The following is a 24110-nucleotide window of genomic DNA, read 5'->3' as shown; positions in this document are numbered from 1 at the left end:
TTCCTCTTTTGCCGGGATCGTTACACGCGGAATGTGGCAAGTCGATAAAGAGAGGAGCGATCAGGTTTTACATCCCGCTAAATTCGTATAGGCGTATATTTAACAGCAATGAGGAGATAATGATGGGTGGCTTCGCATCGATTGGTGAATGCATGATCGAACTATCAGGTGGTGATAGCGATCAATGGCACATGGGATATGCCGGGGACACACTGAATACTGCCTGGTATATACGTGCACTGACCGAGCACTCATTTCCAGTCGATTACGTCAGTGCGTTCGGCGAAGACAGCTTTTCGCAAAAACAACGTAATTTCTTGACCGATAACGGGATTGGCATTGCGCAAAGCCCGATCATCAAAGGCGTTCATCCGGGGCTTTATGCCATTACACTCAATGGTGCGGAACGCTCATTCACCTATTGGCGCAGCGAGGCAGCGGCCAAGCGGCTTGCAAGTGACAAGGATGCACTGAAAGCCAGCCTTACCGGTCGCGACATGATTTATTTTTCCGGTATTTCTGTCGGTATCGTGTTTCCCGAACACCGGGCAACACTGTTTGAGGTCTTGCGTGAATGCCGCGCGAATGGCGCTATAATCGCGTTTGATCCCAATTTCCGCCATCAGCTCTGGCCGGATCGCGAAGCCGCCCAGAAAATCATCAGCGAAGCAATGCAGATCGCAGATATAGCCCTGCCAACCTTTCCAGATGAACAGGCACTTTTTGGTGATGCAACGGCACAGGCCTGTGCAGAACGACTGGTCGGGCTTGGCGTTAAGGAAATCGTGGTCAAAGACGGTACCGAGCCTGCACTGGTCATTGCAGACGGCAAACAGACCCTCATTCCATCCGTCAAAGCCAATGCACTTGATACAACAGGTGCTGGTGACAGCTTTAACGGCGGCTATCTTGCAGCCAGACTCAAAGGCTTGTCACCGATCGAAGCAGCCCAGAAAGCGCATGATGTTGCTGCACGTGTTGTCGAAATCCGCGGCGCACTCGCTCCCATGGAAACCGCCCGCGCCGCTTTTCGTTAACATCATTCCTTCGTAAAAGTGAAATGACTGGTCTGGGCGTAGATTTCGCCCGGACGCAAAATCGACTGTGGAACATAAGGATACTCGAGTGATCCCGGCCAAAGCTGTGGCTCAAGGCAGAAGCCTGCATGTTTGCCATAGGGCTTGCCAGTCAAGCCAATGCAATCATTGGCCATGGTATTGCCTGCATAAAACTGAATGCCGGGTTCAGTCGTTTCAATATCCAGCCTGACGCCTGAACGTGCAGCTTTGACTGACGCGCAGGAACGAAGCGGCCCACGGGCTGCTGTCAGGCAAAAATTGCTGTCATATTCGAGCTGCTGGCCGTTTTCATCAAAACGGATCGGACGAAAATCGCGGAAATCATAGGCTGTGTCCTTGACCGGCAAAATACGCCCATCGGGAATCAGTGCTTCGTCAACCGGCATATAGGCATCGGCTTCAATTTTAAGCTGATGATCGAGAATATCGCTCTCACCACCATCATCAAGGTTGAAATAGCTGTGATGAAGCAGGCTGCAAACAGTTGGCTTGTCAGTTACAGCCTCCAGCCGCACAATCAGCGTGTTATTCGCATTAAGCATATAGGTGCAACTCACGTTGAGATTGCCGGGAAATCCCATTTCCCCATCTTCTGAAACCGTGGCAAGTGTTACAAAATCGGGGCCGGAACCAGTGATTTTCCAAACCCGGTTGCCAAGGCCATGGCTCCCACCATGCAGATTATGGACACCCTGATAATTTCGCTCGACTTCATAGGTCTTGCCATCAAGTTCAAAACGCGCATTGCGAATGCGATTGGAAAAACGACCGGCAATTGCCCCCAGATGGGGCGAATGCGCAGGATAATCGGCAAAGTCACGATAGCCGATAACCAATGGCGCATTATGCCCTTCCATGCGCAGGTCCTGAATGGCAGCCCCCCATGTGATCACCTTTGCCTCAAGCGAACCATTAGCAATAGTCAGCCGATGAACTGCCTGCCCATCCGGGGCATAGCCAAATATTTCCGATGTCAATTTATCCACCCATTTTCATCGAGTTTCTGCGCAACATCAAGCAACATCACCTTCTGATACGCAAGAGGCAAACAAAATGATTGGCTGAGTTCTCTTAAGCTGACTTCAATTCACCAATACAATTAAATATGGTATTAATTCATCAATAATTAGGATAACATCCGCTATAATAAAGTATTATTTTAATATTATTAATATATAGATTGAGGTTTTTTCTCATGAAAGCCAATTTCAAAAAAGTTATGCCATATCTATTCAATGAAGAAGGCGGATTTGTTGACAATCCTCACGATCCCGGTGGCGCAACCAATATGGGAATTACCATAAATACATTATCTGCATGGAATAATGCACAGGCATCACCACAAGATGTAAAAAATCTGACACAGGCAGAAGCAACAAAAATTTATCAGCAGCAATTCTGGAACAAGATTGATGGTGACGATCTGCCTTCCGGCGTTGATTACGCTGTGTTCGATTTTGCGGTCAATTCCGGCCCGGGACGTGCAGCAAAAACACTGCAAGCGATTATCGACCAGCCACAGGATGGGGTGATTGGAGCCAGAACAGTTGCAGCTGTCTCCGCCCATTCACCAGAGGAAATCATCAATGCGCTTTGTGATGCACGCGCAGAATGGCTCAAAGGATTGTCCACAGCCGCAACATTTGGCAAAGGCTGGCTGGCACGGGTTGAGCGTGTCCGTACGCGTGCTCTGGCGCTTGCAGCCAAGCCATCTGTCATCACTTCCGCAGGCTCAGAAACGATAGAAGACAATGCGATTGCGAAAGCTCGCCAGAGCGATACAGCCCTGACAACAGCACTGAAACACCCCGAAGCGCTTGGAACTATGGGCAGTGCGGCATCTGGCCTCGCAGCAATCGCATCCGGTAGCGGTCCTGTGCAATATGCGCTTGCGATTGTCATGCTTGCATGTGCAGCCGTTGGATTATGGTACTTTATCAAACGTATCAGAAACGAGCCTTGAACAAGCTGTTTTCAAAAGCATTTTTAAATTTTGTAATGTGCGATATGTTGCGCTTCGCATAGCAGACACCTTATATGCGCGTTTAACGCTCTGGATATTGTGAAAGCAATATGACTTTCCCTATCGCCGGAAACACGCTAGATACGCGCAGATACTCAGACGAATGCCTGTTGAGGCATCGCAGGAATAAAGGAATCGAAACTTGTCCTCTACTTTTGACAAAGTCGCCGACATCATTGCCGAAACAAGCGAAATCGACCGTGATACAATCACGCCGGATAGCCACACTATTGATGATCTTGGCATCGACAGCCTTGACTTCCTCGACATCGTATTTGCGATCGATAAAGAGTTTGGCATCAAGATTCCACTGGAACAGTGGACTCAGGAAGTCAACGAAGGCAAAGCACCGACCGAAGAATATTTCGTGCTCAAAAACCTTTGTGCCAAAATTGACGAGCTGGTTGCAGCCAAGAAGGGCTAAGCAGCCTCGCAAACTGGCAGTATGAGAGGGTGAACATCCGTGTTCGCCCTGCTTCCGTTTCAGGAACCGGCAAGCATTCCTGAAAACAGCATTCTTGGGCACAGCATTACGGGCAGACCGAACCATGCAGAGCAATAAAGTCGTCATTACCGGCATTGGCATCATCTCATCGCTAGGCGAAGGGCTGGATGCTCATTGGAATGCTTTCTCGAGGGGAGGTTCCGAACCGCATCTCGAAAAAGAGGCTTTCGCGCCATACACAGTTCACCCTCTGGGCGAAGTCGACTGGGGGTTGCAGATCCCCAAGCGTGGTGATCAGCGCCAGATGGAAACCTGGCAGCGGCTTGGCACCTATGCGGCAGGCCTTGCACTTGAAGATGCAGGGATCAAGGACGACGAAGCTCTTTGCGCGAGCATGGATATGATTGTGGGCGCCGGTGGCGGCGAACGCGACATCACAGTCGATATGCAGATTCTCGAAGAAGGCCGCGTCAGCAATAATCGCGGCGTCATGCTCAACGAGAAACTTTCAACCGAGCTGCGCCCTACCCTGTTTCTGGCCCAGCTTTCCAATCTGTTGGCTGGCAATATTTCCATCGTACATAAAGTGACTGGATCATCGCGCACATTCATGGGCGAAGAAGGTTCTGGCATTTCAGCAATTGAAACAGCGGCAGCTCGCATTCGTTCCGGCCAGAGCACCCATGCGCTGGTTGGCGGTTCGTATAATGCCGAACATTTCGATATGATTCTTGGTCATGAGCTTGGCGGATTGCTGAAACATGACGGCTGGTCCCCCGTCTGGGAGCGTGAAGGCAGCGCCGGCGGCGGCATGATTTCCGGTTCTGGCGGTGTTTTTCTGGTGCTGGAAAGCGCAGACCATGCGCAAAAGCGCGGTGCACGCGCCTATGCAGAAATTGCCGGTATTGAAAGCAAGCAAATCCGCCGCAATGCGGCCCATCTTACGAAAACCGTGCATGAATTACTGCTTTCGGCCAATGACGGCAAAGAGCCTGAATATGTAATTTCAGGTGCGTCTGGCGCACATGAAGCAACAAGTGCCGAAAAAGCTGCACTGGATACGCTTTCCTCAACCTATCGTGGCATTGCCAGCCTGACTGGACATTTGCGTGAGGCACAATTTCCGTTAGCCCTTGCACTCGCGGCCCTTTCTGTCTGGAAAGGTGAAGCTTTCGGACCTTGCAGCGCATCCGAAAAGCCTTTCGACAAAACTGTGAGCGAAGCCATTGTCACCACCATTGGCGCAACACGCGCTGAAGGTGCTGCGAAGCTGGTGAGAGCATAAGATGACAAAATATACAGACCATCTCGGCCGTCCTATCGTTGCCATTACTGGTGCAGGTGTTGTTTCCTCGCTCGGACAGGGCAAGAAAGATAATTGGGAAGCGCTGACCAGTGGACGTTCCGGCATTCATGAAATTAGCCGTTTTCCAACGGAAAGCCTGAAAACCCGCTTTGCGGGTACTGTGGATTTTCTGCCGGAAAGCAATGTGGGCTCTTCGGCACTGTCTGAAGCGCTTGCACGTCTTGCTGGTGAAGAAGCGCTTGCGCAATCCGGTTTTTCAGTGAGCAACTTTGGCGGACCGCTGTTTCTTGCAGCCCCTCCGGTAGAGCTTGACTGGAAAAGCCGCTTTGCACTTGATGCAAGTATCAAGGATGCAGGTCCGGCCAGCTATCAGTTACTGCTGGAAGCCTGTCGCCGTGCGCGACAAGATGAGCTTTTTAACACAACACAATTTGGTTATATCGCCGAGCGGCTGTCCGAAGCATTCGGTACACGTGGCCTGCCGGTAACGCTCTCAACCGCATGCGCCTCTGGCGCAACAGCGATCCAGCTTGGCGTTGAAGCCATTCGCCGTGGCGAAAGCGAGCGCGTTCTTTCAATCGGCACCGACGGTTCGGTATCGGCTGAATCGCTTATTCGTTTCTCGCTGCTTTCAGCGCTATCCACGCAGAACGACAAGCCGGAAAAAGCATCAAAACCTTTCTCGAAAGATCGCGATGGCTTTGCGATGGCTGAAGGTTCGGGCGCATTGGTAATGGAATCACTTGAAAGTGCAATTGCGCGTGGTGCAAAAGTTTTGGGCATTCTGGCTGGTTGCGGCGAAAAGGCTGACGACTTCCACCGCACCCGCTCAAAGCCCGACGCTTCACCCGCAATGGGTACCGTGCGTGCAGCTCTTGCAGATGCTGGCCTCACCGAAGATCAGCTTTGCTATGTCAATGCACACGGCACTTCGACACCTGAAAACGACAAGATGGAATATCTCGCTCTTTCCACAGTATTTGGCGAGAAAATTTCCTCAATCCCGGTTTCGTCCAACAAGTCGATGATTGGTCACGCCCTGACCGCAGCCGGTGCAATTGAAGCCGTGTTTTCATTGCTGACAATTGAAACTGGCACTTTGCCCCCGACCATCAATTACGACAATCCAGACCCGGCAATCCCGCTGGATGTCGTGCCAAATGTAAAGCGTGAAGCACAAGTGTCCAGCGTTCTTTCCAACTCATTTGGCTTTGGTGGACAAAATACCAGCCTAGTATTGACAAAATACACCTAATGAATTGTTTTTGCTAAATTAATTCAATACGGCACTCTTACCTTGTGCCGTATTTCTCCCCTTGATTACATTGAATAATCCCGCACCACTACCGCACCTTTTCACCCAGTAATCACCGTCCCAATCTTTTTCCCAAAGGTGGAAAATAGCCCCCCGTATGAAGCAGCTGCAAAAGATATAAATATCCATTTTGAAGGATATCGCCTCAAAGAAATGGTGACGCCCGTGGTGAAGCGGGACCTGTAGTTCATGTCTGCAAGCAGCATGGGGTGAGCCAGCGTCGGGCGTGCGAGGTTCTGTTAACTGATCGGTCGAGTGTGCGATACTGCACCATTAGGCCGAATGGCGCTAATTTCCATAATGTTAATCGCCCTTAATCCCAATTAGCTTCCGCCCCTCCACCACCACATTAATTATTTTAAAACCATTGCAGAACAAGACTGGAACATATAGTGTTCGTTCTGGTTTTGTTTTTATTTGATTCTGGTCTGGAGGGTGCAGCGCATGTTAACCCGTAAACAACACGAGCTTCTGTTGTTCATTCATGAACGTATGAAAGAGACTGGCATCCCTCCATCTTTTGATGAAATGAAAGAAGCCCTCGATCTTGCTTCAAAATCAGGCATTCACAGGCTCATTACTGCACTTGAAGAGCGTGGCTTCATTCGCCGGCTTCCCAATCGTGCGCGGGCGCTGGAAGTGTTGCGGCTACCGGATTCGATTGCACCCGGCTTGAATTCTCAGCGAAAATTTGCACCAAGTGTTATTGAAGGAAGCTTGGGAAAATCGCCTCCGCCTTCGGTGCGTCCAACCCCGGCAACTGCCAATGATGATTCCCAAACTATGGTTTCCGTACCTGTGATGGGGCGCATTGCTGCCGGTGTACCAATCTCGGCAATCCAGAATCAAACACATTCATTAAGTTTGCCGCCAGAAATGCTCAGTGCAGGTGAGCATTATGCACTGGAAGTCAAAGGTGACTCGATGATTGATGCCGGAATTTTCGATGGCGATACTGTCATCATTAAACGCGGCGACACGGCCAATCCAGGCGAAATTGTTGTCGCCCTGGTCGATGACGAGGAAGCCACTTTGAAACGCTTTCGCCGCAAAGGTGCATCAATTGCGCTCGAAGCCGCCAATCCAGCCTATGAAACCCGTATTTTTGGACCCGATCGGGTGCAAGTACAGGGCAAGCTGATTGGCTTAATCCGGCGTTACTAAACTGCATAAAATACACTATGTTTTCAGTAAGGCACCTTGGTTGTTGCTTGCAAGGGCTCTAGGGTCAGGACTCATTGATTTGACGGGAATAGTGTGAGGCCATCCGTTCGGATATGAGAAGAAAAGGCGAAGGAAATGTGGTTTATTTTCAAGCTTTTCCGACGAAGTAAGCCGGGCGGATGGGCCACATCCTTCGGACATCGAAATGACGTGACGATCTGCTGCGTCGAGCCGCTCAACCGGGGGAACCACCCCGGTCCTCACGTCTCTCCTTGCATATCTTGTCATTTCAGATGCCATTCTCATCAAATTAATGGGTCCTGACCCTAGTGTTTCAATCAAGGTGCATACCACTTAAAAGTAGCTCGTTTTAGCATTCGTCTTCTTTTGATATTTACGATCGGGCAATCCGCGTGCTTCTCGAGAATATAGACGATGAATGTGCCAAGGGCGTGTGGGCGCATCAACTGAAAAACTTAATTGATCAGAATAATCTGCCAAGTGATGCAATTGAGGTGATGCGAAGCGATAAATTATCTTCTCGCTGGTGGCTTCCTGATCTGCTGAGCTGGTTAGGGCATCATTTGTTAGTGGCAGCCTATCCCCTAACCTGAGTTCAAGCGTACCTTTTAAGGCCAATTCCTGTCGACTTATCATCAATACGCTTGAACCTTGGCAATTTATTTTTTTCCCAGCCACGCCAAGAACGACAATATCACCAATATTGCAGGCAACATCTTTCATTGCTTCATCTGCCGTATACGCCAACATCCTTCCGTCCCGTAACGCAATCGTACACAAGCCTTGCTCACAAACGAAAGCATCCTCTGAGGATACTGAACTCTGTTCTTTCAAACTCTGTGGTGGAATAAACCTATCTATCAAATAGGCTGTCTGCCAATTTGTTGCTGTAAATTTAGGTGGTCTGTTACGATTAACCGCAAAATTACCATCAGCAAGCCGCACGGCAACAAACTTCGCATCTTCACTCACAAGAATATCCGGCAGCGGTGTTCTTATAAAAATGATGAGACCAGCAGCGACAAAGGGCAATGCCAATATTCGCAATCTAGTCGTAAACACAACGGCAATAACAAGCGCCAGCGTCCAGAGAACAAGCGTAGCTGCTGGCATGACACCAGGGTTTCCATCAGGTGAAAAACTCGCAACAAAACTTGCGATCTGCCGAACCAGAAAGACGCCCAAGCCCATAATTTGAAGTGGCAGCCAATCGAGATTGAGCGGCATCAACAATAAGCTAAGAACCGCAAACGGCATAACCAGAATAGAAATAACAGGCAGAGCCAGAATATTTCCAACAAGACCAAACGGAGCCGTATTATTGAAATGATAAGCTGCAAAAATTCCGCTGGCCACACCTGCAACGACAGAAGTCGCACCCGTTGCCACCGCCGGTGTTAATATTTTTGAAGCAATCCCAGGCGGCAATGCACGACGATTTTCAAAAACAGTTTGTTGACGAGCTTTTCTCTCACTCCACCAGGCAAAGGCTGCAATCAATCCAGCTGTAGCAGAAAATGACATTTGAAAACTCGGACCGAGAATTTCATGCGGTGAAATTGCAACCATTGCCACAAATGCAATTGAAAGATTACGCATGCTTATTGCAGCTCGATCGACTAGTACGGCGCAAAGCATAACAACAATCATCACATAACTTCGTTGCGCAGCGACATCAGCGCCGGACAAACCAAGATAGAAAGTGCAACTTAAAAGAGAGATAAAAGCTGCATATTTCTTCACGGCATATCGTGCACTGAACGCAGGAAAGAGAGCAAAAAGAGACCGCAGGGACATCATGACTACGCCTGCGGCGAGTACCATGTGCAATCCCGAAATTGACAGAATATGGGCAAGCCCTGCCTTTCGTAAGTCTTCATTTGTCTCTTCACTGATGCCTGCGCGTTCCCCTGCAATCAGCGCCGCCGCAACACTACCATCCTCCCCCGACAACACTTCAGCAATGCGCTCTGAAACATGTACGCGCAATCCGGCAATTGCGGCTGCCACTTGCGCGAACATGCCATCCGGTTCTAAAACGTTCACAATTTTAGGTGTACCCAGAAAAAAACCATTCGCACCGATTCCACTAAAATAAGCGTGGAAGGCAAAATCATAATTCCCTGGCCGCACAGGGCCAGAAGGTACACGCAGACGAGCAAAACCTGTCAATCCACGTCCGATCGTCGTACTCGCCGGAATATCACGTGCAGTTATACGGATACGCTGTGGTGCATAACGAAGCGTTGGCCGCTCTGTTTCAAGCAGGTCAAGCGTTACACGCCAACTACCATTATCGCGATATTCCAGTGCAACCACGCGTCCGGTTATGCGTGTAGCGACTTCTGAACCCAGTATTTGCGTTGCACGCCACTCTGTCTCAAACTTTCCGGCAACGATTCCAAGAAGCAACGCCATGATCAATGTCAATAATTGAGCAGGCAAAAAATATTTTCTAAACACAAAACGGCTAATGCCAATAGCAAGAAAGATCGAAACAACCGGCAACCAACCCGGCTCAAATGAAAGCGTGAAATAAACAATTGCCCCGATACCCATAAAGACCGGGAATAGCAGGAAAAATATACCACGAGCTATTTCCCGATTCGCGGCTTCTGCCAGATTGCTCCAGATGAGGCGCTTTAAAAGCAATAGCCTGTCGACGAGACTTAAATGACGTTGCAGCAGAACTGGCGATAATTCTTCATTTGCTTTATATGGCACCCAGGGTTCAGAAATAAGTGCGCGAACCATTCCATCAGGCATGTCTTTGACAAATGCCCGTTCACTGATCTCTTCAACGTCCCTTATGCCCGTCATGCCCCCGCCTGACTGCAAAAGTGCCCTCGTCATACCTAAGAAGGATACCAGAACGGTGCGAAAGAATAGGGAAACCCTTGCGCACAGTGCTGCCTATGCTACATGAACTTCAACTAAAATCGAGAGGCTTCTTCTGATAAGAAACCTTGTTGCCTGCAAACTATGGTTAAACGGGCATTAAATATTAAAATTCCACCTCGTGCTCGGCCCCCTGCCGCAGTCTAGCGAGGCTCTGATACAGTGGAGCTGTCATGTCGAAACCGGTCGTTACCCGTTTTGCCCCTTCGCCCACGGGCTTTCTGCATATAGGCGGAGCCCGTACGGCTCTTTTCAACTGGCTATATGCAAAACATACTGGTGGCAAAATGCTGCTGCGTATCGAAGATACGGATCGGGAGCGCTCTTCGGAAGCCGCAACAGCTGCGATTCTCGACGGTTTGAACTGGCTTGGTCTGGATTGGGATGGCGCTCCAATTTCCCAATTCGAACGCGCTCCGCGTCATCGTGAAGTTGCTGAAGAACTGGTCGCCAGCGGCAAAGCCTATTATTGCTACGCAACACCGGAAGAACTTGATGAAATGCGTGAGAAGGCCCGCGCTGAAGGCTGTCCGCCGCGCTATGATGGTCGCTGGCGTGATCGCGATCCTTCAGAAGCTCCTGCCGGTGTAAAGCCCGTCATCAGAATCAAGGCACCACGTGACGGTGAAACCATTGTACGCGATGCTGTACAGGGAGACGTGCACTTCCCCAACAAGGATCTTGATGATTTCATCATTCTGCGTTCGGATGCAACGCCAACCTATATGCATGCTGTTGTTGTCGACGACCATGACATGGGTGTTACGCACATCATCCGCGGTGATGACCATTTGACCAATGCAGCACGCCAGACCGTTATCTACGACGCTATGGGCTGGGAAGTCCCGCAAATGTCGCATATACCGCTCATTCATGGTGCGGATGGCGCAAAACTTTCAAAGCGCCACGGCGCGTTGGGCGTTGATGCCTATCGGGCCATGGGCTATCTGCCGGAAGCTCTTCGCAATTATCTTGTCCGCCTTGGCTGGAGCCATGGTGACGATGAGATCATGTCGACCGAACAGATGATCGAATGGTTTGACGTCACCGATATCAACAAGGGTGCGGCACGTTTTGATTTTCAGAAACTTGAAGCTATCAACGGCCTTTATATGCGCGCCAGCGATAACAAAGCTCTTTTCGATGCGCTGATTGCAGTATTACCAGAAATCGAAGGCGGCAAGGAGCTTGAAGCCTCTCTCGATGAGAAGGGACGCGCCCAACTTCTGACTGCAATGCCTGGTCTCAAAGATCGTGCAAAAACACTGGTCGAACTTGTTGATGGCGCAAAGTTTATCTTTGCCAAACGTCCGCTTGTATTTGATGAAAAGGCTGCGTCATTGCTCAATGACGAAGGTCGCGAAGTTTTGAAAGCCGTTCTGCCTCATCTGGAATCAGTCAATGAATGGACCGTGGATGCTCTGGATGCGGCTGTCCGTGCCCATGCAGAAGCTGTAGGCTTGAAACTTGGAAAGGTAGCACAACCTCTGCGTGCCGCCCTTACAGGCAGGGCGACTTCTCCGGGTGTATTCGATGTATTGTTTGTCCTTGGCCGTGAAGAGTCACTTGCGCGCATAAAAGATCAAATCGTTTGAACTGTGCGCTTTCACGCTGACGTGACAAAACCGGCTTAATTAGTACAAATTACGCATTGCATCACAAAATCATTGGGATAGTTTGGCGTGCAAAATCGTTTGGATAATACGTTGAAAATGCGTTACTCCACACGCGCGGGAAGCATAAAGAAGTTGTGTGCTTTCCTGTCCATGTGGGAAACACACCGTGTTACAAGAGACAAGTTATAACGACGATTAAAAATTCAGCCGCCACATCGGGTGGCAAAGTGGACACGAAAGGAAACACGATGTCAGATAAGACAGCTAGCTTTACCCTCGACGGCAAAACTTTTGACCTGCCTGTACGACAAGGCACTGTCGGGCCAGACGTTGTTGACATTGGTCCACTTTACAAGAATGCGCATGCATTCACTTACGATCCAGGCTTCACTTCGACCGCATCTTGCGAATCAAAGATAACCTATATCGATGGCGATGACGGCATCCTGCTTTATCGTGGCTATCCGATTGATCAGCTTGCTGAACATGGTGATTTTCTGGAAACCTGCTACCTGCTGCTTTATGGTGAACTGCCAACCGCAACCCAGAAGGCAGATTTCGATTACCGTGTGACCCGTCACACGATGGTCCATGAGCAGATGACCAAATTCTTCACCGGATTTCGCCGTGATGCACATCCGATGGCCGTGATTGTTGGTTGCGTTGGAGCAATGTCAGCATTCTATCACGATTCAACAGACATAACCGATCCGCATCAGCGTATGGTTGCTTCAATTCGTCTGATCGCCAAGCTGCCAACCCTCGCTGCAATGGCCTATAAATACCATATTGGCCAGCCATTCATGTATCCGAAGAACGACCTCGATTTCGCGGCGAACTTCCTGCATATGTGCTTTGGCGTTCCTTGTGAGGAATACAAGGTCAATCCGGTTCTTGCCCGTGCAATGGACCGTATCTTTATCCTTCATGCCGATCATGAGCAGAACGCTTCGACATCAACGGTTCGCCTTGCAGGCTCGTCTGGCGCAAATCCGTTTGCATGTATTGCTGCTGGCGTTGCCTGCCTCTGGGGTCCGGCACATGGTGGCGCAAATGAAGCCGCGCTCAACATGCTTGCTGAAATCGGATCTGTTGACCGTATCCCGGAATTCATTGCCCGTGCGAAAGACAAGAACGATCCGTTCCGTCTGATGGGTTTTGGACATCGCGTTTACAAGAACTACGATCCGCGTGCGAAAATCATGCAGAAAACCTGCCATGAAGTTCTCAGCGAACTCGGAATCAAGGATGATCCGCTTCTTGATGTTGCTCTGGAACTCGAGAAAATCGCTCTAACCGATGAATATTTCATTGAAAAGAAGCTCTACCCGAACATTGACTTCTATTCCGGTATCACTCTGAAGGCCCTCGGCTTCCCAACCGAAATGTTTACGGTTCTGTTCGCCCTTGCCCGCACTGTTGGCTGGGTGGCACAGTGGAAGGAAATGATCGAAGATCCACAGCAGAAGATCGGGCGTCCACGCCAGCTCTACACAGGTGCTCAGGAACGTGATTACGTGCCTGTTGCAAAGCGCAAATAATCAAAAACAAAAACCCCGGCAACTTACCGGGGTTTTTGTTTGTCCATTTTTTAGAGCGCATCCCGAAAAGGGTGAAACGGTTTTCGGACAAAGATACGGGTTAAAACAGATATTTAGAGCGCTGCTCTGATTCAATCAGATCGAAACGCACTCTAAGTAATCAATGTTTTCGGCCATTTTCAGCAAGATCAAGTAAAACTGCTGCACCAATCTCTCCCGATGGGCGTTCAGTTGCCATGATCGATGTTACCTTATCAAAACCATTAATCTGCGCCTGACGTGATGCAGATTTCTGCATCAATTGTTCAATGTAACGCGCTAGATTGCCTGGTCGAACCGATTCATTGAAAAATTCAGGGACAACTGGTTGATCTGCTATAATATTGGGCAATGCAGCACTCCAGATCGTGATTCTGGAAATCAAAAACTGACGAGCAAACCAATCAGCCTTATAAGAAAGCACTGTCGGAATATGCGACAGAGCCAGTTCCAGCGAAACAGTCCCGGAAGCAGCCAAAGCTGCATCTGCACGCGCAAAAGCATCCCATTTGGCTTCATCCCCCGTCACGATAAGTGGTTTGACGACCCAGTTTTTCGAAAGTTCCCGCACCATTTCTTCAACACGCGGTAATGTAGGCAGAATAATTTCGAGCTTGTCGAAACGCTTTGAAAGCTCTTCAACAGCCTTGCCGAAAGGCTCCATAAGCGCCTGAATTTCGCCACGCCGAGAACCCGGGAGTAGTAAAAGACAACGCTTATCATCAGGCCAGCGTTGCGCTTCAGCAGAGCGCTGTGCTTCCTGCACCTTCACTATTGGCGCATAACTGCTTAGCCGATGACCGACATAGGTCGATTGCGGACCATTGAGGCGTTTCATTACTTCCACCTCAAATGGCAATATTGTCAAAACATGATCGACATAGGAGCGCATGGCTTTGGCGCGTTGCGGACGCCATGCCCAAACGCTGGGGGCTATATATTTTATAATTGGTATAGAAGGATCAGCCGCGCGAATCTTCTTCGCCACGCGATGGGTGAACTCCGGGCTATCGATCAGCAGGATGCAATCAGGTTTCTCGGCAACGATCTGCTTTGCAGTCTGTCGAATACGAAAAATAAGGCCAGGCAGGTTTTTGAGAATGGCCCCAAGGCCCATCAGTGCAATTTCATGCGGGTCAAAAAATGTCTTGAGTCCCCGTGCTGCAAGATGGTCTCCCCCCACACCGATAAGATCGACCAACCTGTCCGTCTGCCGCCTAAGAGCATCAATCAGATCAGCTCCGAGGAGATCACCGGACTCCTCGCCGGCCACAATTGCTATTTTCAATGGCCGGTTGATATTATTCAATGTTTCTAATCCTTTGCGTTCCGACTGATCGTCTCGATGAACAAACCTTTTTCATTGGCGCTCGTAATGGTTTCCCCCAGGCCAAGAATAAAGGTACGTCCGGCCTCAAGTGCAATGCCTGACAAGCCTGCCCGGGCCGCATTTTCCACAGTTGAAATACCGATTGCCGGCAAATCAGCACGCTCATCCTGTCGTGGCTTTGCCATTTTGACAAGCACGCCGCCTCGCTTGGAGATACGCCCAGCCTGACGAAGCGCATATACGCGCTCAATCATCTCGTCTGTACCTTCGGCACCTTCAAGGGCAACGACACGGCCACCGCACGCAATTGCGCCCTGCCCCACATCCAGTTCACCCAGACGCAGCGCTGCTTCCATTGCCAGAATAATATTTTTACGCTGATGTGAATCCGGTGTGAGCCTTGTCAGTACACGTGGGGGCGTTGGTGAGAGTAATTCTGGCACGACTTCATGCGCCCCGACCATCTTGAAACCATACCGTTCAAGCAGCCGCATGAATGCACGCAACAATGCATCGTCACCTTGGCCAAGCGCAACAAGGACATATCTTGCAGCTCTCAAAGTCGGCAAATTCAGTTTGAGGTCACTCAAATGTGGTCGATTACGAAGTCCACCGGCAAGAACCACCTTGCCAACACCGGCAGAACGCATCGCACGGATAAGCTGGCCGAAATCAATCGCGGAAATTTCCTGATGCTCATATTCGTAAAGTGAAGGATCAGCTTCACCGCGCAATGGAAGCACAAAAGGCGGATTTCCATCCGCCTTCAACGTTTCAGCTACCTTGATCGGCAACAGACCATTGCCAGCAATAATAGCCGTGCGCGGACGCTTCACTGCGCCTGTTGAGCTATCAATCGTCGTCACCGTCATCCATCGCTCCACCAATGGACGAGCCAAGTGGTGGCGTGCAATAGGCTCGCTTGTTTTCCACCAGAATGAAAGAAATAAGATCGGCTACGCTATCGGAACCAGGGAATGCCTTCAACACATCCTGCGCACGCTCACGCACCGGCTTGCTGCGATCAAACAGCATATGCACGGCATGGCGCAAATTGTGAATATCCTTACGCTGCATACCGGAACGTTTCATACCGATAATATTCAGCCCACCAAGATAGGCATGATTACCAATTGCGCTGCCATAAGGAATAAGATCATGAGCAAGTGCGGCCATACCACCAACAAAAGCATGATGACCAACACGTGTAAATTGGTGGACAGCAGAACCACCACCTAAAATGGCATGATGCCCAATCTCAACATGACCACCAATCATGACATTATTTGCAAAAGTAACATGATCACCAACATCGCAATCATGCGCAACATGGGCATAAGCAAGAAACTGGCAATTATTGCCAACGCTTGTGAAACCACGACTGCTATCTGAACCGCGGTGCATGGTGACACCTTCACGGATCAAACTATTATCACCGATGATCAGAGTGGTCGGACCACCCTTGTGCTTGCCATTCTGCGGATCACATCCCAGCACTGCATGCGGGTAAACCTTGGCATTTATACCAAGACGAACAGCATCGCTGATTACAACATGACTCATCAGTTCAGAATTATCGCCGATTACGGCGCCAGACTGAACATGACAAAAAGGACCGACTGAAACGCCCTGTCCAAGTTCCACACCCTGCTCCACAAGAGCGGTAGGGTGGATAAAAGTTTCCTTCATTGAGGTACTCACGCCTTTTCTTCGGCAACGCCAACCATCGCAGCGACTTCAGCCTCCGCAACCTTTACGCCATCAACTTCCGCCACGCATTCATATTTAGATATATTTCCGCGCTGTTTAACCTTCTTCACGTGAAGGTGAAGCTGATCACCCGGAACTACAGGACGGCGAAATTTGGCTTTATCAATTGTCATAAAATAAACAAGGCTTGGCGCGTCAGAACCCTGATTAAGAACAGTGATCGCACCAGCAGTCTGCGCCATGGCTTCAATAATCAAAACACCGGGCATAATCGGTTTTCCAGGAAAATGACCTGTAAAATGCGGTTCATTCATCGTGACATTTTTGATGCCCGTAGCCGATTGATCACCCTCGATATTGATAATGCGATCAATCAGCAGAAATGGATAACGATGCGGGAGCGCACCCATAATAGTTTGAATGTCGGCAGATTCCAGCTTCTGGTTAGCTTCACTCATCAGAGGATTGCTCCTTTCTTGGTTTCCCGATGCTTCGGATATTCGCAATATCACGGAACCATTGTTTGATAGGCCGAGCGGGGACGCCCCCCCAACGCTCACCATCGGGTATGTCATTCATGACGCCGCTTCCTGCGGCAATCTGCACACGCGAGCCAATAACAACATGATCAGCAAGCCCGACACTGCCACCGATCATAGTCTGATCGCCAATGACAACGCTGCCGGAGATGCCGCAAAGTGCAGCCACAACGCAAAATCTGCCAAATCGCACATTATGTGCAATCTGCACCAGATTATCGATCTTCGTACCCTCACCGATAAATGTGTCGTTCAAAGCACCACGATCAATCGTCGTATTCGCACCAATCTCCACATCATCCTGAAGAATGACACGACCAAGCTGCGGTACTTTTTCAAGGCCACGCGGCCCCGGAACATAACCAAAGCCGTCCTGACCAATACGAACACCGGGATGCAGGGAGACACGATTGCCGATCATGGCAAATTGAACAGTAACACCCGGCGCAATATAGCTGTCCCGGCCGATCTGGCAGCCTTCACCAATAACGGCTGTCGCCGCAATAAGCGTGCCAGAACCGACACTCACACCCCGGCCAATCGAAGCGCCGGCCTCAATCGTTGCGCCATCTTCAATTTTAGCTGTTGGATGAATGAAAGCAGCGGGAGAAATACCCGTTTCACCAAGCCAGCTTTCAGGCCTTACAGATACCGGGAAAAGCATCCGTCCAACGGAAGAAAAATCACGCTGCGGGCTTCGGGTAACAAGAACCGCTATATCAGAAGGAATGCTCTCGGCTACGTCCTCAGAGCATAAAACTCCAGCAGCTTTTTTACCTGCCAAAGTCGCAGCGTTCTTTTTACCGTCAACAAAAACAAGGGCATCCGCCCCCACGTCATTAACAGAAGACAAACGCGCAACAGCACGCGGTGCAAGCTTCGGGTTACGAAGACTTGCACCGGTAAAGTCTGCAATATCGCCAATCGTTAGTTCACGAGAAGGCTTGAAGAAAACTGGATCTGCCATCAAAGCACTTTCTTGCCCGGGGCATATCTGCCCCGGGAAAAGGCAAATCTATTAGAACTTGGTCGAAACGCCAAAGTTGAAATTCTGTACCTTATCACTATCAGCCTTCGCAACCGGGAATGCGTAATCGAAGCGGAGAGGACCAAATGGCGATGCCCACATCAAGCTGACACCAACCGAAGCGCGAAGCTTCTTGTCGTCACCCATAACATCAGGCGTATTATTCCCATAAAGTGTCGCAGCATCAGCAAAGAATGCGCCACGGATACCTAAGCTATCAGGAACCACTGGCATCGGGAACTGGACTTCGGCTGACGCATTGAAATAAGTCGTCCCACCCAGCCAATAGCGGTTACTATATTTGCCATCAGAATCCTGATAAGGGCCGATTCCGTTGAATTTGAAACCACGGATCATATCCGAATTGTTCTTGAACAAATCGAAGATACGAACACCATCATTACCAAATTCATGGATATAGCCAGCACCGACGCCCAACATACCGACAATGTCAGCTTCCTGCGCAAGCGTCTGATAATATTGACCCTTGAAAGTCGTCTTGATGTATTTCGCATCCCCACCAAGACCCGCAAATTCCTGATTGAACTTCGCATAAATACCATCATGCGGGTTTTTCATATCATCGATGGAATTATAGGTCAGCGAGTAGCTGATGGACGAGCGAAGCCATGGGCTATTTTCACCAGCTTCAATAAGTGCAGGCGCATAATAGTCAGGATCAGGTCTTCCTGTGCCATCAGTCATGTACAGGTTATATTTTTCCTGCACGAGATTATACGCGATACCAGCCGAGAAATTATCTGTGATCGGAAGACCGAAACGAATCGTACCACCAGTCTGCTCAACGTCATAACGACCACCGCTACTAACGCGGTACGAACGACGGAACACATCGAAGCCAGCCGACATGCGATAACCGAGGAAGTAAGGCTCAGTGAAGGACAATGCGTAATTACGCATCTTGTCCTGACCGGCACCCGCACTGATTCGAACAAACTGGCCACGACCAAGGAAGTTACGCTCGGTGATCGCAGCTTCAACCTGCGCACCCGGCGATTCACCACCAGTCGAATAACCACCACCGATCGAGAATTCACCGGTCGATTTTTCTACAACATCGACAATCAGGATAACCTGATCCGGCTCTGCACCTGGCGCAGTCGAAACATTGACCGTCTGGAAGAAATCAAGCGCTTCAAGACGACGCTTGGCACGCTGAACCATGACCTGATTGAAGGCATCACCTTCATTCATGTCGAATTCGCGACGAATGACGTAATCACGGGTCTTGTCGTTGCCGCGAATCTCGATGCGCTCAACATAAGCGCGCGGACCCTGATCAACGCTATAAACAACCGAAATCGTGTTGTTTTCAAAGTTACGATCACCGCGTGGCTCAACCTTGGCGAAAGCATAACCGCTACCAGCTACGTTTTCAGTGATTGCAGTAACCGAATCCTCGACTTCCTTGGCACTGTAAGCCTTGCCGGAGCGGGTCTTTACCAAGCCATTCAATGCCTGCGTATCAACACCTTCAACAGTGCTTTCAACCGAAATATCGCCAAAATTATAGCGATTACCCTCATCGATATTGATGGTGATCGTATATTCGTTTGTTGCAGGATCAAGCGTCGCATTCGACGACAATACGCGGAAATCTGCATAGCCACGATTATAGTAGAAACGGCGCAGCGCTTCTTCGTCGGCCTGCAAACGACCTTCATCATAAACGTCGTTACGGGTCAGCCATGACAGTGGGTTCGAACGCTTGGTGGAGATAACATCACGAAGACGACGAGCACCATAGGCATTATTGCCAACAAAATTGATGTCAGCAATCTTGGTACGTCCGCCTTCAGTGATCTCATAGACCACATTGACGCGACCCTGACCAAGATCAACTGTACGTGCATTCACGATCGCATCACTGCGTCCGATATGCGCATAAGCACCCTTGATGGCCTCCTTATCGGCTTCCATCGTCGCAGCATCATAAGGCGAACGTGCCTTGAGCTGAACGGCACGCGCAAGATCAGGATCCTTGATCTTCTTGTTGCCCTGGAACAGCACATTATTAACAACCGAACGTTCATCAACATGAACGACAAGCGTATTGCCGGACTGATTGATGCGAACATCAGAGAACAGGCCCATGGCATAGAGACGCTTTAAAGCCTCATCAATGTCAGTGCTGTTGAAAGCTTTGCCCGGCTTGATACCGATATTATCCCGGACCGTTTGCGCATCAACACGCGCATTGCCGCGCACTTCAATACGATTGACAACCGCAGCCTGCGCAGCAGCAACCGATGCCAGAGAGAGCACGGCACCACCCGAAGCCACAAGAGCAACCGACATTGCGAGCGCTGAAGCGGCGCCAAAGAATTTAGAACTTGCCATCATAGGCTTTCCGAACCTTCGTTTCTTTCTGTCCCCGGGGCGATTTTCCCAGAAATGCACGTATATCTACAACCGTAATAACCGGTTTTTCCATACAAGCAAGCGTCGCGGTTAAAATCTGTTTACTTAAGCAACCAGCGTGGCATCCATGCCACGCGATTTAACGATTATGGTAAACAAAACACTACGCTTTTCCGGTTCTCACTCCCAATGTTCATTTCCATTTAACATCTCTGCAAAGCATTATGCCAAACAGATGTTTCTTGAATACAGAGTCACACAAGATTGGCAGCGTAACCCGGCTCCCGTCAATAGTCGGGAAGTGATCTAGCAGGCAAAGAGGTCATTGAAAAGCACAAACCCCATGAATCCCATAACAACGAGGAAGCCTACTCGATAAAAAAGCTCCTGTGCACGAACCGATACCGGACTGCCTTTAATCGCTTCCACCGCATAAAAAACCAGATGGCCACCATCAAGCGGAGGCAGTGGAAACAGGTTAAGAAGCCCGATACCAATGGAAAGCATGGCGGTCAGCTGGATAAGCCAGTCGAATCCCTGACTTGCCGCCTTCCCTGCCATATTGGCAATTTTTACCGGCCCACCAAGCTGGCACTTGTCTTCTCGCCCAACAACAAAGCGCTGAAAAAACTCACCGGTGCGACTGATAATATGCCCGGTTTCCACAATGGCCTGTCCAACTGATTCGAGCGGACCATATTCAACCCGGCGAAAATTACCGACTTCCTGCGTTGTCTCGACACCGATTGCCCCCATCTTGACCTTGTTACCAAGTGGGTCTGTGCGCTCGACAAGTGCTGGTGTGGCCTTCAGATCAACCATCTTGCCGTCGCGCTCAACTGTAAAATTCAACTCGTCACCTGAGCGACCAGAAACAATTCGCTGAACATCGGAAAAAGTTGTGACCTTCTGGCCGTCGACGCTCACAAAACGATCACCCGGTTCAAAACCGGCCACAGCAGCCGGGCTGTCAGGCTGAACTCCTGCTACAAGCGGATCAGCAATCTGCCGCCCATACATAGCAAAAAATACACTAAAGATGACCACCGTGAGAATGATGTTAAAGGCAGGACCGGCAAAAACGGTTGCAGCACGTTTCCACACAGGCTGCCCCGGAAACGCCCTGCTCTGCTCCTCAGAAGAGAGTTTGGAAACATCCACACCAACAGGTGAACTGGTAGCGTCTTCATCACCAATGAATTTTACGTAACCACCAAGCGGGATCGCGGACAATTTCCAGCGCGTACCGTGCTTATCGTTAAAGCCGATCAGCTCCGGGCCAAAACCAATCGAAAATGCGCTGGCACCAATGCCGCACCACCGCGCGACAAGATAATGTCCCATTTCATGCACAAAAACGACAATCAACAGCACAAACAGAAATGGGATTATCGTTCCCACGAGCAGACTTTCGCTGCCGATAAAAAAGGCCAGAGCCTCCTGCAAATCACCACTCCTACCAATTCATACACAATCAGAAATTAAAGAAGATAGCTGATGGGACATCAGGCTCCGCCATAATCGCACCAAATAAATAAAGAAGAGCCGCAGCTGCGACAAGCCCATCCACACGATCAAGAACACCGCCATGGCCTGGCAGAAGACGACCAGAATCCTTTGCACCAAATTGGCGCTTGACCCATGATTCTGCCAGATCGCCGATCTGTGAAATGATGGACAATAACAATGCCAGTAATGGTACAATAAAGCTGCCCGGTGCAGCAACAAGTGATGCAACGAGAATCCCCCCGGCAACTGCAGCCGCAGCTCCACCAAGCGCTCCCGACCATGTCTTGTTCGGCGAAAAGCGCGGCGCCAGTTTAGGTCCACCCAATGCACGGCCATTGAAATAGGCTGCAATATCAGTTGACCAAACAACTGCGAAAAGAAAACAGATTGCTGTAAAGCCAAAAGGCTCATCGCCACGCAAGAGTGAAAGCGAAATAGCGGAAAATCCGGCATAAAAAAGGCCGCTTGCAGACCATCCCCGCCCGTTTTTCCATTGGGTTATCAAAAGAATAACCGTTCCACCAACCAATACGCCGATAGTCAGCAAGGCACCGCGATCAAGAATGAGAAGAACTGAAACAATGATCAGCCATCCCCAGCCGAACACGCGGGAGAATGCTGTCTGCTTCGATGCACTGAGTTCAGTCCATTCATAAAACATCGCAAGGCCAATAGCGATTGCGAACAGCGTGAATCCCAGCCCGCCAACCCAGGTCAGCCAGAGAGCGACAGCTCCAAGAATAATAGCGGTCAGAATACGAGTTTGCAGATTTGACATTGATACCTTTCGATATAGCGGGCGAGCCGCATCACACAGCTGCACCATTGGTCGAAGGGCACACAAACTCTTCTTGTTGTTCACGCACTTCTATACCGCCATAGCGTCTTTCACGCTGGCGGAAAACTTCATATGCTTCATCCAGATCGGCTGGCTTGAAGTCAGGCCAATGCCCCGGCACAAAGAGAAACTCTGTATAAGCCGCCTGCCAAAGCAAAAAATTCGACAATCGCATCTCACCGCTTGTGCGAATGATCAAATCTGGATCAGGAATACCAGCCGTATCAAGATTGGCAGAAATCAGATCAGCCGAAATAGAGGATGGATCAAGCAGCCCTGCAGCGACATCCCGCGCAAGGCTTTTTACAGCGCGGGTAATCTCGTCACGCGAGCCGTAATTGAAAGCGATAATAAGATTAAGGCCGCTATTGTGCCGGGTTAAAGACTCAGCCTCACCAAGCAAGTTGCAAATATCCGACGCCAGCCCTTCACGCTCACCAATAATGCGCACCCGCACATTGTTGCGGTGAAGTTCGGCCAGATCACGCCGGATGAAAAGCTTCAGCAATCCCATAAGATCGCCAACCTCACCGGAAGGACGCGACCAGTTTTCCGAAGAAAATGCAAAAAGGGTAAGATAACCAAGGCCACGATTACCCGCACCCCTTACCGTCTCACGCAAAGCTTCGACGCCAGCCCTGTGGCCAGCGCTACGCGGCAAACCACGCGCCTTGGCCCAACGGCCATTACCATCCATGATAATGGCTATATGGCGCGGATCAGACATATCGAAGCTCCCCTTGATGGAAAATCATGTCAGGCCTAAACCTGCATGATTTCCCCTTCTTTGACCGAAACGATCTTGTCCATTTCGGCAATGGTATCGTCAGTCAGCTTCTGTACTTTTTCAGAAAAGGCACGGCTGTCATCCTGACTGATATCACCGTCTTTTTCGAGCTTTTTCAGCGTATCCATACCATCACGGCGAACGTGACGCGCAGCAATGCGGCCCTGCTCAGCATATTGATGGGCGACCTTGACCAGCTCTTTACGGCGCTGTTCATTCAGCTCAGGAAGCGGAATACGCAATGTCATACCATCAGTAATAGGATTAAGGCCCAGACCGGAATCGCGAATCGCACGTTCAACCGCACCGACCATCGTCTTGTCCCATACAGAAACCGACAACATGCGTGCTTCAGGAACAGTGATATTCGCAACCTGATTAATCGGCATTTCCGAACCATAAGCCGTAATCGTGATTGGTTCGAGCAAGCTTGCAGAAGCGCGGCCCGTACGCAGACCACCCAGGTCATGCTTAAGGGAATTAATCGCGCCTTCCATGCGTCGCTTCAGGTCATTGATGTCAAAAACATCGCTCATGCAAA

The 24110-nt window shown here is 49.9% G+C and carries 20 protein-coding genes; 8 read left to right on the top strand and 12 right to left on the bottom strand.

All coding sequences use genetic code 11. The annotated features are described in order from the left end of the window. Positions 1 to 122 precede the first annotated feature (122 nt). Positions 123 to 1037 carry a sugar kinase gene (locus tag FHY56_RS07350; protein ID WP_140904707.1) on the top strand — a complete coding sequence of 305 codons (915 nt, stop codon included), beginning with the start codon at positions 123 to 125 and terminating at the stop codon, positions 1035 to 1037. Positions 1038 to 1039: 2 nt separating this feature from the next. On the opposite strand, the gene FHY56_RS07345 is transcribed toward FHY56_RS07350, so the two are convergent. Then, positions 1040 to 2056, bottom strand: coding sequence for an aldose epimerase family protein (locus FHY56_RS07345; RefSeq protein WP_140904526.1), 1017 nt, complete (start codon positions 2054 to 2056; stop codon positions 1040 to 1042). A gap of 218 nt (positions 2057 to 2274) precedes the next feature. Between FHY56_RS07345 and FHY56_RS07340 the strand changes: the two genes are divergently transcribed. The 5 genes from FHY56_RS07340 (at position 2275) to lexA (ending at position 7332) form a co-directional block, all read left to right on the top strand. Continuing rightward, positions 2275 to 3042, top strand: coding sequence for a glycoside hydrolase family 108 protein (locus tag FHY56_RS07340; RefSeq protein WP_140904525.1), 768 nt, complete (start codon positions 2275 to 2277; stop codon positions 3040 to 3042). 202 nt (positions 3043 to 3244) lie between these two features. Then, positions 3245 to 3526 (top strand): acyl carrier protein, encoded by a 282-nt coding sequence (locus FHY56_RS07335; protein ID WP_024897522.1) that lies wholly within the window; start codon positions 3245 to 3247, stop codon positions 3524 to 3526. 124 nt (positions 3527 to 3650) lie between these two features. Beyond that, on the top strand, positions 3651 to 4832 hold the full coding sequence (locus FHY56_RS07330; protein ID WP_140904524.1) for a beta-ketoacyl-ACP synthase: 1182 nt from the start codon (positions 3651 to 3653) through the stop codon (positions 4830 to 4832). 1 nt (position 4833) lies between these two features. Beyond that, entirely contained in the window at positions 4834 to 6108 is a 1275-nt protein-coding gene (locus FHY56_RS07325) for a beta-ketoacyl-ACP synthase (protein ID WP_140904523.1), read from the top strand. Positions 6109 to 6612: 504 nt separating this feature from the next. Then, positions 6613 to 7332: a transcriptional repressor LexA gene (gene lexA / locus FHY56_RS07320; RefSeq protein WP_140904522.1), complete on the top strand. Its 720-nt coding sequence runs from the start codon at positions 6613 to 6615 to the stop codon at positions 7330 to 7332. A 354-nt stretch (positions 7333 to 7686) separates the two neighbouring features. Here lexA and FHY56_RS07315 read toward each other — a convergent pair whose 3' ends face one another. Beyond that, the gene (locus FHY56_RS07315; protein WP_140904521.1) at positions 7687 to 10173 is read right to left on the bottom strand and encodes a ComEC/Rec2 family competence protein; all 2487 of its coding nucleotides are present in this window, start codon (positions 10171 to 10173) and stop codon (positions 7687 to 7689) included. A 251-nt stretch (positions 10174 to 10424) separates the two neighbouring features. Here FHY56_RS07315 and gltX point away from each other — a divergent pair, with 251 nt between their 5' ends. Both gltX and gltA read left to right on the top strand, forming a co-directional pair. Continuing rightward, positions 10425 to 11846, top strand: a complete 1422-nt coding sequence (gene gltX, locus FHY56_RS07310; RefSeq protein ID WP_140904520.1) for a glutamate--tRNA ligase — start codon at positions 10425 to 10427, stop codon at positions 11844 to 11846. A 269-nt stretch (positions 11847 to 12115) separates the two neighbouring features. Next, the gene (gene gltA, locus FHY56_RS07305) at positions 12116 to 13408 is read left to right on the top strand and encodes a citrate synthase (protein WP_140904519.1); all 1293 of its coding nucleotides are present in this window, start codon (positions 12116 to 12118) and stop codon (positions 13406 to 13408) included. 160 nt (positions 13409 to 13568) lie between these two features. Here the strand turns inward: gltA and lpxB are convergent, their stop codons facing one another. The 10 genes from lpxB to frr form a co-directional block, all read right to left on the bottom strand. Then, positions 13569 to 14756 (bottom strand): lipid-A-disaccharide synthase, encoded by a 1188-nt coding sequence (lpxB, locus tag FHY56_RS07300; RefSeq protein WP_140904518.1) that lies wholly within the window; start codon positions 14754 to 14756, stop codon positions 13569 to 13571. Positions 14757 to 14761: 5 nt separating this feature from the next. Then, positions 14762 to 15649, bottom strand: a complete 888-nt coding sequence (locus FHY56_RS07295) for an LpxI family protein (RefSeq protein ID WP_140904517.1) — start codon at positions 15647 to 15649, stop codon at positions 14762 to 14764. Continuing rightward, on the bottom strand, positions 15630 to 16466 hold the full coding sequence (gene lpxA / locus FHY56_RS07290) for an acyl-ACP--UDP-N-acetylglucosamine O-acyltransferase (protein ID WP_140904516.1): 837 nt from the start codon (positions 16464 to 16466) through the stop codon (positions 15630 to 15632). The genes FHY56_RS07295 and lpxA overlap by 20 nt, the downstream gene beginning before the upstream one ends. A gap of 8 nt (positions 16467 to 16474) precedes the next feature. Further along, positions 16475 to 16945, bottom strand: coding sequence for a 3-hydroxyacyl-ACP dehydratase FabZ (fabZ, locus tag FHY56_RS07285; protein ID WP_140904515.1), 471 nt, complete (start codon positions 16943 to 16945; stop codon positions 16475 to 16477). Then, a complete protein-coding gene (lpxD, locus tag FHY56_RS07280) occupies positions 16938 to 17993 on the bottom strand; it encodes a UDP-3-O-(3-hydroxymyristoyl)glucosamine N-acyltransferase (RefSeq protein WP_140904514.1) in 1056 nt (351 codons plus the stop codon). The genes fabZ and lpxD overlap by 8 nt, the downstream gene beginning before the upstream one ends. A 51-nt stretch (positions 17994 to 18044) precedes the next feature. Continuing rightward, positions 18045 to 20417 carry an outer membrane protein assembly factor BamA gene (gene bamA, locus FHY56_RS07275; protein ID WP_140904513.1) on the bottom strand — a complete coding sequence of 791 codons (2373 nt, stop codon included), beginning with the start codon at positions 20415 to 20417 and terminating at the stop codon, positions 18045 to 18047. A 324-nt stretch (positions 20418 to 20741) separates the two neighbouring features. Beyond that, positions 20742 to 21881, bottom strand: coding sequence for an RIP metalloprotease RseP (gene rseP, locus FHY56_RS07270; protein ID WP_140904512.1), 1140 nt, complete (start codon positions 21879 to 21881; stop codon positions 20742 to 20744). Positions 21882 to 21909: 28 nt separating this feature from the next. Next, positions 21910 to 22722: a phosphatidate cytidylyltransferase gene (locus FHY56_RS07265; protein WP_140904511.1), complete on the bottom strand. Its 813-nt coding sequence runs from the start codon at positions 22720 to 22722 to the stop codon at positions 21910 to 21912. Between the two features lie 31 nt (positions 22723 to 22753). Further along, positions 22754 to 23509, bottom strand: a complete 756-nt coding sequence (locus tag FHY56_RS07260) for an isoprenyl transferase (protein WP_140904510.1) — start codon at positions 23507 to 23509, stop codon at positions 22754 to 22756. 35 nt (positions 23510 to 23544) lie between these two features. Then, positions 23545 to 24105 carry a ribosome recycling factor gene (gene frr / locus FHY56_RS07255; protein ID WP_140904509.1) on the bottom strand — a complete coding sequence of 187 codons (561 nt, stop codon included), beginning with the start codon at positions 24103 to 24105 and terminating at the stop codon, positions 23545 to 23547. Between the last annotated feature and the right edge of the window lie 5 nt (positions 24106 to 24110).

The organism is Brucella gallinifaecis (genome assembly GCF_006476605.1).
Taxonomy (GTDB): Bacteria; Pseudomonadota; Alphaproteobacteria; order Rhizobiales; family Rhizobiaceae; genus Brucella; species Brucella gallinifaecis.
Note: the sequence above shows the minus strand (reverse complement) of the source record. Positions and strands in the feature narration are given on the sequence as shown.

What these genes read in the sequence shown, in the direction of transcription:
- FHY56_RS07350 (WP_140904707.1), top strand. Translation starts at nt 123, where the DNA reads ATGGGTGGCTTCGCATCGATTGGTGAATGCATGATCGAACTATCAGGT.
- FHY56_RS07340 (WP_140904525.1), top strand. Translation starts at nt 2,275, where the DNA reads ATGAAAGCCAATTTCAAAAAAGTTATGCCATATCTATTCAATGAAGAA.
- FHY56_RS07330 (WP_140904524.1), top strand. Translation starts at nt 3,651, where the DNA reads ATGCAGAGCAATAAAGTCGTCATTACCGGCATTGGCATCATCTCATCG.
- FHY56_RS07325 (WP_140904523.1), top strand. Translation starts at nt 4,834, where the DNA reads ATGACAAAATATACAGACCATCTCGGCCGTCCTATCGTTGCCATTACT.
- lexA (WP_140904522.1), top strand. Translation starts at nt 6,613, where the DNA reads ATGTTAACCCGTAAACAACACGAGCTTCTGTTGTTCATTCATGAACGT.
- FHY56_RS07315 (WP_140904521.1), bottom strand. Translation starts at nt 10,173, where the DNA reads ATGACGGGCATAAGGGACGTTGAAGAGATCAGTGAACGGGCATTTGTC.
- gltX (WP_140904520.1), top strand. Translation starts at nt 10,425, where the DNA reads ATGTCGAAACCGGTCGTTACCCGTTTTGCCCCTTCGCCCACGGGCTTT.
- gltA (WP_140904519.1), top strand. Translation starts at nt 12,116, where the DNA reads ATGTCAGATAAGACAGCTAGCTTTACCCTCGACGGCAAAACTTTTGAC.
- FHY56_RS07295 (WP_140904517.1), bottom strand. Translation starts at nt 15,649, where the DNA reads ATGACGGTGACGACGATTGATAGCTCAACAGGCGCAGTGAAGCGTCCG.
- lpxA (WP_140904516.1), bottom strand. Translation starts at nt 16,466, where the DNA reads ATGAAGGAAACTTTTATCCACCCTACCGCTCTTGTGGAGCAGGGTGTG.
- fabZ (WP_140904515.1), bottom strand. Translation starts at nt 16,945, where the DNA reads ATGAGTGAAGCTAACCAGAAGCTGGAATCTGCCGACATTCAAACTATT.
- lpxD (WP_140904514.1), bottom strand. Translation starts at nt 17,993, where the DNA reads ATGGCAGATCCAGTTTTCTTCAAGCCTTCTCGTGAACTAACGATTGGC.
- bamA (WP_140904513.1), bottom strand. Translation starts at nt 20,417, where the DNA reads ATGATGGCAAGTTCTAAATTCTTTGGCGCCGCTTCAGCGCTCGCAATG.
- FHY56_RS07265 (WP_140904511.1), bottom strand. Translation starts at nt 22,722, where the DNA reads ATGTCAAATCTGCAAACTCGTATTCTGACCGCTATTATTCTTGGAGCT.
- FHY56_RS07260 (WP_140904510.1), bottom strand. Translation starts at nt 23,509, where the DNA reads ATGTCTGATCCGCGCCATATAGCCATTATCATGGATGGTAATGGCCGT.
- frr (WP_140904509.1), bottom strand. Translation starts at nt 24,105, where the DNA reads ATGAGCGATGTTTTTGACATCAATGACCTGAAGCGACGCATGGAAGGC.